Origin of the sequence: Mesorhizobium cantuariense (assembly GCF_042647205.1) — a bacterium.
In the GTDB taxonomy this organism is placed as follows: Bacteria; Pseudomonadota; Alphaproteobacteria; order Rhizobiales; family Rhizobiaceae; genus Mesorhizobium; species Mesorhizobium cantuariense.
Window position 1 is genome coordinate 7,051,732 of record NZ_JBHRVD010000001.1, and the last position, 15,671, is coordinate 7,067,402.

The 15,671-nt window shown below is 63.1% G+C and carries 18 protein-coding genes; 7 read left to right on the forward strand and 11 right to left on the reverse strand.

Annotated elements, in window-relative coordinates; translation table 11 throughout:
* Positions 1 to 94: 94 nt before the first annotated feature.
* The 4 genes from msrB to ACFOJ9_RS34480 all read right to left on the reverse strand — a co-directional run bounded on the left by msrB (position 95) and on the right by ACFOJ9_RS34480 (position 2,853).
* Entirely contained in the window at positions 95 to 598 is a 504-nt protein-coding gene (gene msrB / locus ACFOJ9_RS34465; protein WP_378985964.1) for a peptide-methionine (R)-S-oxide reductase MsrB, read from the reverse strand.
* Between the two features lie 209 nt (positions 599 to 807).
* Positions 808 to 1,365: a fasciclin domain-containing protein gene (locus ACFOJ9_RS34470; protein ID WP_378985966.1), complete on the reverse strand. Its 558-nt coding sequence runs from the start codon at positions 1,363 to 1,365 to the stop codon at positions 808 to 810.
* Between the two features lie 226 nt (positions 1,366 to 1,591).
* A complete protein-coding gene (locus tag ACFOJ9_RS34475; RefSeq protein WP_378985968.1) occupies positions 1,592 to 2,317 on the reverse strand; it encodes an anti-sigma factor in 726 nt (241 codons plus the stop codon).
* A complete protein-coding gene (locus ACFOJ9_RS34480; protein ID WP_378988247.1) occupies positions 2,314 to 2,853 on the reverse strand; it encodes a sigma-70 family RNA polymerase sigma factor in 540 nt (179 codons plus the stop codon). Before ACFOJ9_RS34480 ends, ACFOJ9_RS34475 begins: the two co-directional genes overlap by 4 nt.
* A gap of 152 nt (positions 2,854 to 3,005) precedes the next feature.
* On the opposite strand from ACFOJ9_RS34480, the gene ACFOJ9_RS34485 reads away from it, so the two are divergent.
* Together ACFOJ9_RS34485 and argB are read left to right on the forward strand one after the other, a co-directional pair.
* Entirely contained in the window at positions 3,006 to 4,502 is a 1,497-nt protein-coding gene (locus ACFOJ9_RS34485) for an amidase (RefSeq protein WP_378985970.1), read from the forward strand.
* Between the two features lie 106 nt (positions 4,503 to 4,608).
* Positions 4,609 to 5,502, forward strand: a complete 894-nt coding sequence (gene argB / locus ACFOJ9_RS34490; RefSeq protein ID WP_378985972.1) for an acetylglutamate kinase — start codon at positions 4,609 to 4,611, stop codon at positions 5,500 to 5,502.
* A gap of 36 nt (positions 5,503 to 5,538) precedes the next feature.
* Here the strand turns inward: argB and ACFOJ9_RS34495 are convergent, their stop codons facing one another.
* From ACFOJ9_RS34495 to ACFOJ9_RS34505, 3 genes are all read right to left on the reverse strand, one after another.
* The gene (locus ACFOJ9_RS34495) at positions 5,539 to 5,937 is read right to left on the reverse strand and encodes a RidA family protein (RefSeq protein ID WP_378985974.1); all 399 of its coding nucleotides are present in this window, start codon (positions 5,935 to 5,937) and stop codon (positions 5,539 to 5,541) included.
* A gap of 221 nt (positions 5,938 to 6,158) precedes the next feature.
* Positions 6,159 to 7,706, reverse strand: coding sequence for a magnesium-protoporphyrin IX monomethyl ester anaerobic oxidative cyclase (gene bchE / locus ACFOJ9_RS34500; RefSeq protein ID WP_378985976.1), 1,548 nt, complete (start codon positions 7,704 to 7,706; stop codon positions 6,159 to 6,161).
* A gap of 116 nt (positions 7,707 to 7,822) precedes the next feature.
* The gene (locus ACFOJ9_RS34505) at positions 7,823 to 8,299 is read right to left on the reverse strand and encodes an Lrp/AsnC family transcriptional regulator (protein ID WP_378985978.1); all 477 of its coding nucleotides are present in this window, start codon (positions 8,297 to 8,299) and stop codon (positions 7,823 to 7,825) included.
* Positions 8,300 to 8,439: 140 nt separating this feature from the next.
* Here ACFOJ9_RS34505 and phhA point away from each other — a divergent pair, with 140 nt between their 5' ends.
* Positions 8,440 to 9,276 carry a phenylalanine 4-monooxygenase gene (gene phhA, locus ACFOJ9_RS34510; RefSeq protein WP_378985980.1) on the forward strand — a complete coding sequence of 279 codons (837 nt, stop codon included), beginning with the start codon at positions 8,440 to 8,442 and terminating at the stop codon, positions 9,274 to 9,276.
* A gap of 145 nt (positions 9,277 to 9,421) precedes the next feature.
* Here the strand turns inward: phhA and ACFOJ9_RS34515 are convergent, their stop codons facing one another.
* The 3 genes from ACFOJ9_RS34515 to ACFOJ9_RS34525 all read right to left on the reverse strand — a co-directional run bounded on the left by ACFOJ9_RS34515 (position 9,422) and on the right by ACFOJ9_RS34525 (position 12,019).
* On the reverse strand, positions 9,422 to 10,861 hold the full coding sequence (locus ACFOJ9_RS34515) for a GMC oxidoreductase (protein WP_378985982.1): 1,440 nt from the start codon (positions 10,859 to 10,861) through the stop codon (positions 9,422 to 9,424).
* Entirely contained in the window at positions 10,858 to 11,058 is a 201-nt protein-coding gene (locus ACFOJ9_RS34520; RefSeq protein WP_378985984.1) for a hypothetical protein, read from the reverse strand. The genes ACFOJ9_RS34515 and ACFOJ9_RS34520 overlap by 4 nt, the downstream gene beginning before the upstream one ends.
* 199 nt (positions 11,059 to 11,257) lie before the next feature.
* Positions 11,258 to 12,019 carry a GGDEF domain-containing protein gene (locus ACFOJ9_RS34525; RefSeq protein WP_378985986.1) on the reverse strand — a complete coding sequence of 254 codons (762 nt, stop codon included), beginning with the start codon at positions 12,017 to 12,019 and terminating at the stop codon, positions 11,258 to 11,260.
* A 159-nt stretch (positions 12,020 to 12,178) separates the two neighbouring features.
* Between ACFOJ9_RS34525 and ACFOJ9_RS34530 the strand changes: the two genes are divergently transcribed.
* The gene (locus tag ACFOJ9_RS34530; RefSeq protein WP_378985988.1) at positions 12,179 to 12,892 is read left to right on the forward strand and encodes a pyrimidine 5'-nucleotidase; all 714 of its coding nucleotides are present in this window, start codon (positions 12,179 to 12,181) and stop codon (positions 12,890 to 12,892) included.
* Positions 12,893 to 13,017: 125 nt separating this feature from the next.
* Here ACFOJ9_RS34530 and ACFOJ9_RS34535 read toward each other — a convergent pair whose 3' ends face one another.
* On the reverse strand, positions 13,018 to 13,863 hold the full coding sequence (locus ACFOJ9_RS34535; protein ID WP_378985990.1) for an LOG family protein: 846 nt from the start codon (positions 13,861 to 13,863) through the stop codon (positions 13,018 to 13,020).
* Positions 13,864 to 14,008: 145 nt separating this feature from the next.
* On the opposite strand from ACFOJ9_RS34535, the gene dapD reads away from it, so the two are divergent.
* The 3 genes from dapD to ACFOJ9_RS34550 all read left to right on the forward strand — a co-directional run bounded on the left by dapD (position 14,009) and on the right by ACFOJ9_RS34550 (position 15,668).
* Positions 14,009 to 14,863 carry a 2,3,4,5-tetrahydropyridine-2,6-dicarboxylate N-succinyltransferase gene (gene dapD / locus ACFOJ9_RS34540; protein WP_378985992.1) on the forward strand — a complete coding sequence of 285 codons (855 nt, stop codon included), beginning with the start codon at positions 14,009 to 14,011 and terminating at the stop codon, positions 14,861 to 14,863.
* A 72-nt stretch (positions 14,864 to 14,935) separates the two neighbouring features.
* Positions 14,936 to 15,298: a DUF805 domain-containing protein gene (locus ACFOJ9_RS34545; RefSeq protein WP_378985994.1), complete on the forward strand. Its 363-nt coding sequence runs from the start codon at positions 14,936 to 14,938 to the stop codon at positions 15,296 to 15,298.
* On the forward strand, positions 15,291 to 15,668 hold the full coding sequence (locus ACFOJ9_RS34550) for a DUF805 domain-containing protein (protein WP_023810766.1): 378 nt from the start codon (positions 15,291 to 15,293) through the stop codon (positions 15,666 to 15,668). Before ACFOJ9_RS34545 ends, ACFOJ9_RS34550 begins: the two co-directional genes overlap by 8 nt.
* Positions 15,669 to 15,671 lie beyond the last annotated feature (3 nt).

Consider the following 15,671-nt stretch of genomic DNA (forward strand, 5'->3'; position numbering starts at 1 on the left):
AAGCTCCTCCAGTCCACACCCGAAAAGCTCTGACCGCGCAAAAAAACTCCGGGCCGCAAAGCCCGGAGTTTTTTCGTATCCAGGTTGGAGTTTATCAGGCGGTGGCAGGCTTGAAGGTCAGCGCCACGCCGTTGATGCAGTGGCGCAGGCCGGTCGGCGCCGGGCCGTCGTCGAAGACATGGCCGAGATGGCCGCCGCAGCGGCGGCAATGCGCCTCGGTGCGGGTCATGCCGAGCGATCGGTCCACGGTCGTGCCGATGGCCTTGGGGATCTCCTGCCAGAAGCTCGGCCAGCCGGTGCCGGACTCGAACTTCGTTTCCGACGGGTAGACCGGCAGGTCGCAGCCGGCACAGGCGAAGATGCCCTTGCGGTGTTCGTTGAGCAGCGGGCTGGTGCCGGGATATTCCGTGCCTTCCTTGCGCAGCACGTCGAAGGCGGCCGGCGACAGGATGGCTTTCCACTCGGCGTCGGTCTTGGTGACTTCGAATTTTTCGGCGGCCTGCGCGGCCTGCGGGTTGCTCATGCGCAGCACCGTTGCCGCGGCCCCGACCACGCCGATGGCGGCGACGCCGCTCAAAAGAAAGTCGCGACGGTTCATGACCAATTCCTCCTGATGTTTCTTTGCCAAATTATACCGCCGCACGGAAATCAAAAGCCGGTGACGGTGGCCCTCGAACGAACACTCCGCGCCGTCCCACATTTGAAGTGGACGACGCGGAGTGCGCGGGTCAATTGCGGATCACGGGAGCGAGACCATGCAATCGACGGAGGGTCCTTGCTGCAAGTTCGCCGGCAGCAAGCCCCTTGTTACATCTTGGGCAAAAGAACCTTGTCGATGACGTGGATGACGCCATTCGACTGCTCGACATCGGCGATCGTCACATTGGCGACATTGCCGTTTTCGTCGGTGACGGTGACCTTGCCGCCATCGGCCTTGAGCGACAGCTCGCAGCCGCCAACCGTCTTGACCTTGTGGGCGCCGCCGTCAGCCTTGGCCATCGAGGCGACGTCCGCGCCCATCGCCTTGGCACCGATGACATGGCAGGTCAGGATCTTGGTGAGCTTGTCCTTGTTTTCGGGTTTGAGCAGCGTCTCGACCGTGCCGGCCGGAAGGGCCGCGAAGGCTTCGTTGGTCGGCGCGAACACGGTGAATGGACCGGCGCCCTGCAGGGTTTCGACAAGGCCGGCTGCCTTCACCGCGGCGACCAGCGTGGTGTGGTCTTTCGAGTTCACGGCGTTTTCGACGATGGTCTTGTTGGCATACATGGCGGCGCCGCCGACCATCGGATTTTCGGCATAGGCGGCGGTGGCAAGGGCGGAAACGGCGATCGTACCGGCGAGCAAAAGGGTGGCGTATCTACGCATGATGTCAAACTCCTCGGGTTTTTCTCTTCCCATCTTTGGGGACGCGAGGAGATACGGAACAAAAATGCGGGAGTTTCAGAAATATTTTGATTTTTTTATTTTATCAGGTCTGCCGGAGAGATTTTGCGGCGCAGCCGCTTGCCGGATAACATGCTGTCTATGGGCATGTGAAGCGTCAGGTAGACTTCAGGTAGTCTATTTTGAGCCTGCCGACGTCAAGAGCCGGTCAGATACTCTTCAGGTCGCCCGCGGCGACCACCGGTCCGGTCGGCTGGCCGGTCGGCGAGCCGCCTGATGGCTCGAGGCTGACGGCAAGCACCGCGCCCTGGGCGAGCTTCTGCTGAGCCGCCGGCGAGACGACAATATGCGCCGTCGATCCGACCGGAATGACGCCCATCGAGACCGGCGGGTTCTTGCCCTCGATCATCCACAGCTCGAAGTCCTTGCCTGCGGCACGCTCACCGGAGACGTGCGACAGGCCGACTTCGTGATGCACGGCATCATAGACGGCGAGATATTTGACATCGCTGCCCTCGGCGGCGAGCGAAGCGACGAGGCGCGCCTGCGGCTGCTCGACCGGCGGGTTGAGAATGGGCACGGCGATGTAGATCGCTAATGCGGCGACCGCCGCCGCGGCAAGGCCACGCCAGAAGGCCAGGCTGGACCACAGGCCGCGCGATTCAGTGGGCGTGGCCACGGAAGCGGCGGACGCGAACAGGCGGCGATCGATCGCCGGCTTGACCGAAGCCGGCGGCTCGATTTCCGGATAGGCGGCGGCCAGCGGCGAAAAATTGACCTCCCAGCCGTCGACAAGGCGGGCGAAATCCGTCTCGCCGTCGATGCGACGGGAGGCGATCTGGCGTTCGTCGGCATCCAGCACGCCGAGAACGTATTCGGCGGCGAGCAGGTCGTCGCCTCCACGTTCCGGGCCTGTGTCTTCTGCCAGCGTCATCTTTCCAGACATTCTCTGAGTTTCAACAGGCTGCGGCGCAGCCAGGTACGCATCGTGTTCAACGGCACGCCGTGGCGCTCCGCCAGTTCGGCATAGCTTTCGCCCTTGAGATAGGCGCCCCGAACGGCCGCCGCCCGGTCCTTTTCCAGCTCATCGAGACAATGATGGATGCGTTCGGATTCGTCGCCCGCCACCGCCATCGCTTCTGGCCCCGGCGCCGGATCGGCCACGGCGAGCGCGGCATCGAAGTCGGCGGCAGGCTTGCGCCGCGCTCTGATGCGATCGATCGCATGATTGCGCGCGATTGCCACCAGCCAGGAGATCGGGCTCAGATCGGAGACGGCAAAACGATCCGCCTTCGTCCATATCTTGACGAAGACTTCCTGTAGCGCTTCTTCCGCATCTCCCCGGTCGTTCAATACACGAAGACAGACGCCGAAAAGTTTCGCGCTGGTCTGCCGGTAGAGCAGATCGAACGCTGCCCGGTCCTTCATCGAAGTCCGGACGATCAGCTTGGTGATGTCCTGCGGCGTCATCGCAGGCAAATTAGGCGATTGCAATGTATTTGCAACGGCCGAAATAACCTTGTGCACGCCCAAGCTTCGTCATCGCCCAGGTCGGGATATTTCCGTCGATTGCCAATGAAATCGCCACTGGCTAGCTTGCCTGCAGTGACGGGGGAGCGCGCATGTCGGTCGAACGGATCCTTTGGGAAGAAGACGCAACCGGCCTCGCCGATCTGGTCCGCAAGGGCGAACTGTCCGCGATCGAGCTGACCGAAGCCGCGATTGCCCGCGCCGAGTCCACCCGGCCCGACATCAACGCCACGGCCGAGCCGCTCTACGATGCCGCACGGGCGCGAGCGAAGACCGTCGACCGCTCGCTGCCGCTGGCCGGCGTTCCCTTCGCCATCAAGGATCTCGGCATCGCCATCAAGGGCGTGCCGACGCATGGCGGCAGCCGCATTCCGGCATGGCTGGCCGATGTCAATTCGGTGCTGACCGACCGCTATCTCGCCGCCGGGCTCATTCCGATCGTCAGCTCGACGTCGCCGGAACACGGGCTGCGATTGATGACTGAATCCAACGCCTTCGGCATCACCCGCAATCCGTGGAACACCGGCCATACCAGCGGCGGCTCGTCGGGCGGAGCGGCGGCACTGGTCGCCGCCGGCGTCGTGCCGGTGGCGCATGCCTCGGATGGCGGCGGCTCGATCCGCGTGCCTGCCGCCTGCACCGGGCTTGTCGGCCTGAAGACCTCGCGCGGCCGCACGTCGCTGACGCCCCTGGTGAGCGAAAGCTGGTACGGCATGGTGGTCGATCATGCGCTCACCCGTTCGGTGCGCGATTGCGCGCTGCTGCTCGATCTCACCCACGGTCCCGACCTTTTGTCGCCTTATGCCGCGCCGCCGCCGAAAGGCACGTTCACGGCTGCCGCAGCGCGCGATCCCGGCAAGCTCATCCTGGCTGTGTATCGCAAATCGCCGCTTGGCCTGCCGATCTCGGACGAGACGCTCAAAGCGCTCGACACTGCGGTAGCGCTTGCCCGCGAGGGCGGCCATACGGTCGCGGAGATCGACCTGCCCTTTATCGGGCGCGATTTCTTCGCCGACTTCTGCAGAACGGTTGCCTCTGCCGTCGCCGGCACGATGCGGGCTGAAGCGCTGCGTGTCGGCCGTTCCGTTATGGGTGACATCGAGCGGGCCACGCGCGTGCTCGCCCGCTTTGGCGAAATGGTGTCGGCCGGCGAGACCTATGCCGACCTGCAGCGACTGCATGCCGCCTCGCGGCAGCTGATCGCGGATACCGCGCAGTATGACGCCGTGCTGATGCCTGTTATCGCCCACCCGCCGCTCGCCTGCGGCGCCATGGATCCGAAAGGCGCCGACGAGCTCATCGAGAACCTGCTCGACAAGCTTCATCTGACGCCCTTGCTGAAGCTGAAGCCGTTCTTCGGCCAGCTGATGGACAAGAGCCTCTGGTTCACCCACTGGCCGGCGATCCAGAATGTTAGCGGTCAGCCATCGATCGCGCTGCCGGTCCATGTCACCGACGCCGGCCTGCCGATCGGCATCCAGGCAGCGGGCCGTCGGGGCGACGAGGAGACGCTTTTGTCGCTTGCCGCGCAGATGGAGAAGATTTCGGGTTGGCTGGGTCGCAGGGCGCCGCTGATGGCGCCGTCATGATGACGAGGTCGTGAGACGCTCGAATATGACAGCAAAGCCATTTGCGGGCGGCGCCAATTCCCGCTAAGACGCCGCCGTCTTTACCCGTATCCAGGGAACCACGCCGATGACGGAAATAATTGCCACCGCCGAAATGCAGGCCGCCCTGCTGTCGCGGGCGCTGCCCTACATGCAGCGCTACGAACACAAGACGGTCGTGGTGAAATATGGCGGCCACGCCATGGGCGACATCGAGCTCGGCAAGGCGTTCGCCCGCGACATCGCGCTCCTGAAGCAATCCGGCGTCAACCCGATCGTCGTCCATGGCGGCGGCCCGCAGATCGGCGCCATGCTGGCCAAGATGGGCATCGAATCCAAGTTCGAGGGCGGCCTGCGCGTCACCGACCAGAAGACGGTCGAGATCGTCGAAATGGTGTTGGCCGGTTCGATCAACAAGGAGATCGTCGCGCTGATCAACGCCGAGGGCGAATGGGCGATCGGCTTGTGCGGCAAGGACGGCAACATGGTGTTCGCCGAAAAGGCGCGCAAGACCATGATCGACCCGGACTCCAACATCGAGCGCGTGCTCGATCTCGGCTTCGTCGGCGAGCCGGTCGAGGTCGACCGCACCTTGCTCGACCTTCTGGCCCGCTCCGAAATGATCCCGGTGCTGGCGCCGGTGGCGCCCGGCCGCGACGGCCACACCTACAACATCAATGCCGACACCTTCGCAGGCGCCATCGCCGGCGCCTGCCAGGCGACCCGCCTGCTGTTCCTCACCGACGTGCCGGGCGTGCTCGACAAGAACAAGCAGCTGATCGACGAGCTGACCGTGGCCGAGGCCAAGGCGCTGATCAAGGACGGCACGGTGTCGGGCGGCATGATCCCCAAGGTCGAGACCTGCATCGAAGCGATCGAGCGCGGCGTCGAAGGCGTCGTCATCCTCAACGGCAAGACGCCGCATGCGGTGCTGCTGGAACTGTTCACCGAACACGGCGCCGGCACGCTGATCGTGCCCTGAGCGACGAGCGGCCGCTAGCCGCTCGCCGACGCTCGCTCAGGCGGCTTGAGGAAGGCGCGCGATGACCTTTATCTCGAAATCGAAGCCCGCCAGCCAGTTCACGCCCACCGCGGTCCAGTTCGTGTAGGGCGCTTCACCGAACGCCCTCAGCCGAACGGCGTCGATCGCCTGCCACTGCGCGGCCGGATCGGTGTGGAACGTGGTGACGTCGACGATGTCGTCGAACGTGCAGCCGGCGGCCTTCAGCACAGCCGCAAGATTGTCGAAGGCAAGCTGCACCTGCTTTTCGAAGATCGGCTCGGGTGACCCGTCCTCGCGGCTGCCGACCTGGCCGGAGACGAACAGAAGGTCGCCCGAGCGGATCGCCGCCGAATAGCGGTTGATCTCGTAGAGAGCCTGCCGGCCGGCAGGAAAGATCGCGTCGCGTTTGGTCATTGGTTCACTCCATCTAGACAAGGCAGGCCCGACCTCCGGACGATCGCGACGGGGCTTCGCCGAGAGGGCGAGCCATCCGCAAGGCTTCAGGGTTTGGATCGCTGCGCTCCACTGTCGGGACGGCTATTGACATACGTCCCGTATGTCTGATTTGGGTGCATACGCCTCGTATGTCAATACGCATACGTTGCGTATGTGCTTACGAGATTTCCAAGGGCCGGTCAGGCGCTCGGTGAAATCGCAATCTCGGGCGGTGTCGGCCTGCGCATCGGGCGTCGAACGGTCATCGATTCCTCCTCGGCGTCCTGCGGCGCGCCCCAGAATTCGGCCAGCGTCGGGCCGTCTTTCACCCTGATGTCGCGGACCAGAAAGCCCCAGACCTCACGGAACCAGACGCGGCGGCCCATCCGCGTGTACCAGCGCATCGAGTGGCGCTGCTCGGGATCCTTGTGGAACAGGATGCGGGCCAGCGCCTTCGGCCGCGACTGCACCGCGAGTTCGATCAGCTTGACGCCGAAGAACAGCATCCACGGTTTCAGACGCGTCATCTGCAGCACCTGATGCTTGTAGTCCCACAGGCGCGCGTCCTGCTGGATCACCTTGCGATCCTTGGCGATGCGGAAGAACGGTGTCCAGCGATGCGGCGTCACATAAAGCGCCTGGATCTGGTCCGGATCGTAGGCGATCAGCTGGCGAAAGCCGCGCCACAGGTCGCGAAACCCTTCGTCCTCGAAGCCGGCCACCCAGGTCGCCATCGACAGGATGCCGTGCAGGCGCAGCAGCCTTATCGCCTCGCGGTCGGATGATGTGCTGCCGCCCTTGCGGATCAATTGAAGCGTCTGTTCGTCGGTGTTTTCCATGCCGAGCAGCCAGCGGATGACACCGGCCTTGCGGTAGAGATGCAGGATGTCGGCATCGCGCACGATGTCGTCGGCGCGGGTCGAGCCGACGATCAGCACCGGCACGTTCTCGGCAATCAGGGCGTCGAGAAAGGCCCGCCAGGTCTTCTTCGAAACCGTCGGATTCTCGTCGGCGAGATTGATCAGCTCGACGCCGTGTTCGCGGTGCAGCCAGGCGATCTCCCTGGCGAACTTTACGGGATCGCGATGCCGCCAGCGGGTCCAGAAGCCGCGCTGGCCGCAATAATTGCACAGATGCGGGCAGCCGCGCGAAAACTGCATGACCACGGCACGTTTGCCGCCCCAGTAGCTATACCGGGAGTGCTCGATCAGCTCCCAGCCGACGCGGTAGGCATCGAGGTCGGCAATGGTCATGGCCGGCTGCGTGGCGAAGGGACGGCGCAGATCGTCGCGATAAGCGATGCCGGCCACACTCGACGGCGGCTGGTGCATTTCCAGCGCCTCCACCAGCGCCACCACGGTTGCCTCGCCCTCGCCGCGCACGATGAAGTCGAAGGCATCCGTTGCTGCGAGGATGTCGCGCCAGTGATAGGTCGGAAAGACGCCACCATAGATGATGATGGTCGCCGGCTCACGCTCCTTGATCAGCTCAGCGATCAGCAAGGCGGTCGGGTGCGCCGAGGTCGAGCCGGAATGGCCGATCAGGATGAAGTCGGGGCGATCGGCGAGCGCGTCGCGCACCACCCTGTCGAGTGGCATCGGCCCGAATTCGGCGTCGATGAGCCGCACCTCATGGCCGGCATCGATCAGCGGGCCGCCCAGCGCCAGCAGGCCAAGCGGCGGCAGGTGATCGTCGGGCACGCGGCTGCCGATGGCGGTGTGCGGCGGATTGATCAGGACGATTTTCATGGCGGACCTCTTGGGCTGTTGGTCCGCGCAAGCTGGCCGGCGATGTGGACACGCGCTTGGCCCGTTTCAGCAGTTTGCGTGCAGCTTTTCCCCAAGGAGTGCGAAGGTAGGCATTGTCACCGCCGGAGGTGGGCGAGCGGCACGTGGCCGGGTCCCTTGATGTTCTGCAGCACGAGCTGGGTGTGGACGTCGCGTACGCCGTCGAGCCGCATCAGCCGGTGCATGACGAAGGCGTTGAGCTCGTCGACCGACGGCACCATGACATGCAGCAGGAAATCGTGGTCGCCGGTCATCGTCCAGCACGAGGACACCTCGTCCATGCGCTGGACGGAGGCGATGAAGCTTTCGGGCGAGCCGTCGCTGTGGCTGACAAGGCGAACCTGGATGAACACCTCGACCATAAGCCCGACCGCGCGGCGGCTGATCACCGCGGCAAAGCCCTTGATGATGCCGGCCTCCTGCAGCGCCTCGAAGCGCCGCGCGCACGGCGTCGTCGACAGGCCGATCTCTTGCGCCAGCTCCGACACCGGCTTGCGCCCGTCGCGTTGCAGGACATCGAGCATCTTGATCTCGAACTCATCGAATTGAGGCATTTTCACTCCTCCGAGAAATTTTCTGAGTGGAGATTATCTCGAATGCTGCCTTTGAGCCATCATCAAAACCGATTTGCCTCCGCAAATGCGGTTAGCCTTCCAGCACCATTCGCCATCCATGATTTGCGAGGAGAAAAACCATGACGACGATGAGCGTTGCCGAATATGCCCGCGACTGCGCGGCGCAAGGCCTTCGCGGCGACTATTCGGTCTGCCGTGCCGATTTCACTGTGGCGCAGGGCTACGATTACAGCGCCGAGGAGCAGGCGGTGTGGCGCACGCTGTGCGACCGCCAGACCAAACTGACGCGCAAGCTCGCCCACCACTCCTATCTCGATGGCGTCGAGAAGCTCGGCCTGCTCGACCGCATCCCCGATTTCGAGGAGGTCAGCGCCAAGCTGCGCGAGCTCACCGGCTGGGAGATCGTTGCCGTGCCGGGTCTCATTCCCGCCGCCCCCTTCTTCGACCATCTCGCCAATCGTCGCTTCCCGGTCACCAACTGGCTGCGGACCAGACAGGAACTCGACTACATCGTCGAGCCCGACATGTTCCACGATTTCTTCGGCCATGTGCCGGTGCTGTCGCAGCCGGTGTTCGCCGACTTCATGCAGATGTATGGCCGCAAGGCCGGCGACATCATCGCGCTGGGCGGCGACGAGATGATCACCCGGCTCTACTGGTACACGGCCGAATACGGCCTGATGCAGGAGGCCGGCCAGCCGCTGAAAGCCTTTGGCGCCGGCCTGATGTCGTCGTTCACCGAATTGCAGTTCGCAGTCGACAGCAAGGACGCCCACCATGTGCCCTTCGACCTGGAAACGGTGATGCGGACCGGCTACGAGATCGACAAGTTCCAGCGCGCCTATTTTGTGCTGCCGTCGTTCGACGCCTTGCGCGATGCCTTCCAGACCGCCGACTTCGAGGCGATCGTTGCCCGCCGCAAGGGCCAGCCTGCGCTCGACCCGGCGACGGTCTAGAGCAATTCCAGGAAAAGTGTGTGGGCGGTTTTCCGAGGAAAAGCGCATAGCGCTTTCCCTCGGGAATTGCGTCAAAACAAGGAGTTAGAGCGGTTCGCCGTTTCCGTGAAACGGCAAACTGCTCCAGGACGTTGCCGCAAAACCGTCAGACGGTGACCACCCTGCTCAGATGGTCGCCCAGCCGGCAGGCCAGCGCGGTGATCGTCGTTGTCGGATTGCATTGGCCCGATGTGCAGAACACCGAGGAGCCGCCGACATAGAGATTGTCCATGCCGTGCACCTTGCAGCTGGCGTCGACCACGCTCTTGCTGATGTCGGTGCCCATGCGCGTGCCGCCCATATGGTGATGGCCCGCCGTCTCGTCATTGGTCGGATAGTCCTGACCATTGGTGATCCAGTCGGCGATGCGCACCCGGCCGAGATTCTTCTCGATCAGCGTCGTGCCGAACAGTCTGAGCCCTTCGAGCAGGGTGCGATGTTCCAGCTCGGATTTCTTCCAGTGCAGCTCGATGCGTGGCACGCCGGCATGGTCGACATCGGTCTTCGACAGCTCGATCTGGTTGGAAGCCAGCGGAGCCTGTTCCCAGGCGACGTAGAGCTGGGCAGCGCAGCGCAGTCTCTGACTGAGCTGGTAGGACATCCACTCGGCCATGCTGGGCGCCGTGCAGGCGAGGTCGGCGATAAGGCTCTTGACCCCCGGATACGGCGCCTCGATCAATCTGATGCCGAAATTCATGATCTGCAGCCGCTCCATGGCGGCAAGTGTCGGCGAGAAGAAGGCCTCGTTGACGGCGTCGACCTCGAACGCGTTGTAGTCGGCCAGGATGGCATTGCCGCCCTCGAAGGTCGGATGCTCCATCCAGTAGCGGCCAAGCGCTGTCGCATTCGGCACGACGCCGCCGTTCGAGCGCTGGTTCGACCATAGAAGCAGCCGCGAATTCTCCAGCCCGCCGGTGCAGACGATGAAATAGTCCGCGCTGAAGGAGCCGGCATCCTGCCCGTTCGACCACAGTCTGGCGCCCGTCACGCGTTTGCCGTCGCCGGCAAGTTCAGTGGCACATGTGTTGAGCACCACCGCGATGTTCTTGGCTTTGTCGAGTTCGTCGCCGAATTTCTCGGCAAAACGCACCGCCGGGCTCTTGATCAGCTGCACCCATCGAATGTCGTCCGAGATCGGCATGTCCGGCCGGAAGGCCGGAAGGTCGAGAATATCGCGCACTTCTGGTAGATAGGGCTCGATGTCGGTGCGGCGGATCGGCCAGCCGGTATCGGGCACCCAGGCCTTCGGCTCGAAATCCTGTTTGTCGAGCACGCGGCACCAGCCGGCCCAGTGATTGGAACTGCCACCCATGAACCGCAGCCGGGTGAGGTCGAGATCGAAATAGAAATCGCCGACCGTGGTGCCCCGGTAGAAATCCTGCGACTCGTCGCTGAACTCACGCGAGCCGGCCTCCAGCACCACGACCGGGATGCCGGCAGCGCCGAGCTTGCGGGCAATGGTGGTGCCGGCCGGGCCGGAGCCGAGGATGCAGACCTTGGGTTTGAAGTTGGCGACGCGATACGCCTCGTAGCTGTCGAAGATCATGCCAGGTCACTCCGCTTCAGGATCCAGCCATTGACCTCGACGATCTCGTTCGGGTCGGCCCGGGACGCACCGGTATGAGATGGATCGGCATGGGAGGCATCGGCACCAGGCAGCTTGCGGAACAGCGACAAAGCAGGCAGCGCGATCAGCGCCTGCACGAGCGTGCGGCGCGACATTTTTTTGATGAAGAAACTCATGATTGGTCTCTCGATGGGGGCTTCGACTGCGCATGGTGTTCCCGGAACGACAGTCCCGGAACGACACATGCATCGCCGCAGAAGCCAGTATCGTGCCAAGCTTCACCACAAAGCATCGAAAAGCCGGGTAGACGGTGCAACCGAGTACAAACAGGGTTAGAATTCCTTAACGGGCCGGGTGTGGCAACCGGCAGCCCGATCACGCCGCTTCGGAGATGTCCGTATCGAGGATCGTCAGGTTGCGGCCCTGATGCTTGGCCTGGTAGAGGCGCCGGTCGGCGGCGCGCATCAGGTCCGAGACGCTGACATCATCGCCACAGACGGTGCCGCCGATGCTGACCGTGAGCGGAATGGTCCGCTCGTCGACGGGCCTGAAGCGGATCAGCTCGACTTCGCGGCGAATGCGCTCGGCGACGCGCTTGGCCTCCTGCTCGGTGGCGCCGACCAGATAGGCACCGAACTCCTCGCCGCCGATACGGCCGAGCACATCGCCGCTGCGCACACCGCGCTGGATCGCGCTGGCGATCAAAAGCAGCGCGTCATCGCCGGTCAGGTGGCCAAAATTGTCGTTGATCTTCTTGAAGTGGTCGGCGTCGATGATCAGCAGCGCGCCGCGATCGGACTTGCGGCGCGAACCGTCGAGCGCGGCAAAGAAGCTTTCCCGGTTGAGCATGCCGGTCATGTCGTCGCGGCTCGCCTTTTCCGCCAGACGGCGATGCGCGGCGGCGAGCTGGGCATGAGCACGGGCAAGCTCGCGATGTGCGTTTTTCAGTCTGTCGCTTTGCCAGAAAGTGCTTGCGCTGGCGGCCCATGCCAGCACCAGAGGACAGAGCGTAGAAGACAGCCAGATCGTGCGGTTTACCGGAAATCCCATCGCCGGAACGATGATCAGCGTCAGCAGGAGAGAGGCCGCGACAGAGGCGAAAGCAACGGCGGCGGATCTAAGAATTATGCTGCTCATCGCTTGCTCCCACAAGACTGTCTCTGTGCCAGCAAGCCCTGAAGGCCACCTTTCCCGGATGCATAAAATTTGAATCGTGAGGCGATTTACGCAACCTCAACGAGCAGAAGTTGTGGATAAAGTCGCTTTCGGAATGCCCGTTTCATGCCATAAGAGCGAATGACGATGCTTCCTGATCCCGCCCGCTTCGCCCATGTCACCGACTGGGTGTTCGATCTCGACAACACGCTCTATCCGCACCACTCGAATCTGTTCTCACAGATCGACGTCAAGATGACCGCCTATGTCGGCGAGCTGCTGGCGCTGCCGCGTGACGAGGCGCGCAAGTTGCAGAAGGAGCTCTACCGCGAATATGGCACGACGCTGAACGGGCTCATGACGCGCCACGGCATCGACCCCGACGATTTCCTAGAGAAGGTCCATGACATCGATTATTCATGGCTGGTGCCCGATCCCGTTCTCGGCACCGCCATCCGCCAGCTTCCGGGCCGCAAGTTCATCTTCACCAATGGCGACCGCAGGCACGCCGAACGCACCGCGCGCCAGCTCGGCATCCTCGACCATTTCGACGACATCTTCGATATCGTCGCCGCCGGGCTCAATCCCAAGCCGGCACGCCAGACCTACGAGAAGTTCGCCGAGCTCCACGCCGTCACCGGCCACAATGCGGTGATGTTCGAGGACCTTGCCCGCAACCTTTCGGTTCCCAAGTCGCTCGGCATGACCACGGTGCTTGTCGTGCCGCGCAATTTCGAGCCGACCTTTTCCGAGATCTGGGAGCGCGACCCGGCCAACGAGGATGATGTCGATTTCGTCACCGACGATCTGGCCGGGTTCCTGACGGCGATTGTGGAGGAGGGGGTAGGGAATTGAAGAACTGACGAATTGGGAGTTGATCCGGAACGCAGAGACCGTAATCCCCTCATTCTTCAATTCTTCAATTCTTCAATTCTTCAATTCTTCAATTCTTCAATTCCCCAGTTCTCCGATTCCCAGCCCTACTCCCCTAACTTATAGAACCGGCTGATGATCCCCCAGGCCTCGTCGGCGGTGTCGACGAAGTCGATGATGTCCTGGTCGCCGGGGCTGATCGTGCCCTGTTCGGCGAGGAAATCGAGATCGATCGCCCGTTTCCAGAAGGATTTGCCAAACAGGATCACCGGCACGCGCTCCATGCGTCCGGTCTGGATCAGGGTCAGCGTCTCGAAGAACTCGTCCATCGTGCCGAAGCCGCCGGGAAACACCGCCACGGCCTTCGCGCGCATGACGAAATGCATCTTGCGGATGGCGAAATAGTGGAAGTTGAAGCAGAGCTCCGGCGTCACATAGATATTCGGCGCCTGCTCATGCGGCAGGACGATGTTGAGGCCGATCGACGGCGCGCCGACATCGTCGGCGCCGCGGTTGCCGGCTTCCATCACGCCGGGCCCGCCGCCGGTCACCACGACATATTCGCGGTAGTATGAAATGGCCGACTGCTGCGAGCAAAGGCGGGCGAACTTGCGCGCCTCCTCGTAGTATTTGCTGTTCTCCTCGAGGTTCTTCCTCTGCGTCTCGTTCTTGGCCGCCCAGGCCTCGCCGCCGGGTTCCGGCAGGCGTGCGCCGCCGAACAGGATCACCGTCGACCGGATGCCGCGTTCGGCCAGGATCATCTCGGGCTTCAAGAGTTCGAGCTGCAACCTGACCGCACGCAATTCGCGCCGCGTCATGAAGTCGGGATCGTTCCAGGCCAGCCGGTAGGTCTCGGCGCGCGTCTGCGGCGTGTCCGGCACGCTCTTCGACCGCTCCAGATCCTCGTCCGAATGCGGCAGCGGCGTCCACCCCGCCTTTTCCATAGGGGTCATATGCTTTACCCGTCCAAATTCTTCAGTTGCGTCGTCCCATGGCGCAGCCGCGATTGACCCTCACCAAGGCTTCACATAGGGTCCGCGCGACTTTGGAAACAGGTTAAGGCGTTGCCCCTTAACAGCTTGGTAATGGAGCGAATTCATGTCGAAGCCCGATCTGGCGAGCCTCGAAAAGACCATTGAGAAGGCCTTCGAGGAACGCGACGCGATTTCGACGGCAACGCGCGGCGAAACGCGCGACGCCATCCAGGCCGCGCTCGACCTGCTCGATCGCGGCGCCGCCCGTGTCGCCGAGCGGCAGGCCGACGGCAAATGGCATGTCAACCAGTGGCTGAAGAAGGCCGTGCTGTTGTCCTTCCGGCTCAACCCGATGGAGATCATCAAGGGTGGTCCCGGCGAAGCCGTGTGGTGGGACAAGGTGCCGTCGAAGTTCGACGGCTGGGGTGCGGTCGATTTCGAAAAGGCGGGCTTTCGCGCCGTGCCGGGGTCGATCGTGCGCCGCTCGGCCTATATCGCGCCGGGCGCCGTGCTGATGCCGTCCTTCGTCAATGTCGGCGCCTATGTCGATACAGGCACCATGATCGACACCTGGGTCGGGGTAGGCTCCTGCGCCCAGATCGGCAAGAACGTGCACCTGTCCGGCGGCGTCGGCATCGGCGGCGTGCTGGAGCCGATGCAGGCCGGCCCGACCATCATCGAGGACAATTGCTTTATCGGCGCGCGCTCGGAAGTGGTCGAAGGCTGCATCGTGCGCGAAGGCTCGGTGCTCGGCATGGGCGTCTTCATCGGCCAGTCGACCAAGATCGTCGACCGCGCCACCGGCGAGATTTTCTATGGCGAAGTGCCGCCGAATTCCGTCGTCGTCGCTGGAACGATGCCGGGCAAGCCCTTTCCGAACGGCGTGTCGGGTCCGAGCCTCTACTGCGCCGTCATCGTCAAGCGTGTCGACGCCAGGACCCGCTCCAAGACCTCGATCAACGAATTGCTGCGCGATTGATCTTTGCGCAAAGCGAGCGCACCTTCCGCCGGCGCGACAATCGGTCGCGCTGGTTCAATATGGAGGGGTGACATGGACTGGAAATATCTGCTCACGAGTTTCGACGGTCGCGTCAATCGGGCCAAATTCTGGGCCGCGATTGGAGTTTTCGTCGTCATTGGCATCGTTGCCTTTATTCTCGATGCGATCCTTGGCACACGCATCACCACGGCCAGCGGCGCCCAGATCGGCATCATCGGCATTCTCGTCGCTCTGGCCTCGATCTATTTCGCACTCGCAGTCTACGCCAAGCGCTGGCATGATCGCGGCAAGTCGGGCTGGTGGAGCCTGATCATGCTGGTGCCTTTCATCGGCCCGATCTGGTTTCTGGTGGAATGCGGCATTCTCGAAGGCGCCAGGGGCGCCAATCAATATGGACCGGACCCGCTTGCCTGACAGATCAGATCTCACCTGGCTTTTCTTCAAGACATCGGGCCGCGTCAGTCGCGCGGCCTATTTTCTTGGCGGGTTGCTCGTCGCCATCATCCAGGCCTTTCCGCTTTACCGCTTCACGCTGGTGCCGGAAGGCTCGGCCGAGAGCAACATGTGGTCGTTCATCTTCTTCGTCGCCTTCATCGCCTCGCTGTGGTCGAACATCGCGCTGGCGGTGAAGCGGCTGCACGACTTGGACAAACCGGGCATTGCCGCGCTGATCCTGTTCGTGCCGGTGGTCTCGATCGTCGCCTTCCTTGTGTTGTGCCTGTTTCCAGGGCAGCCTGGACCCAACCGCTATGGCCGGCGCACCAACGAGCCGGAACAATCCTGAGGG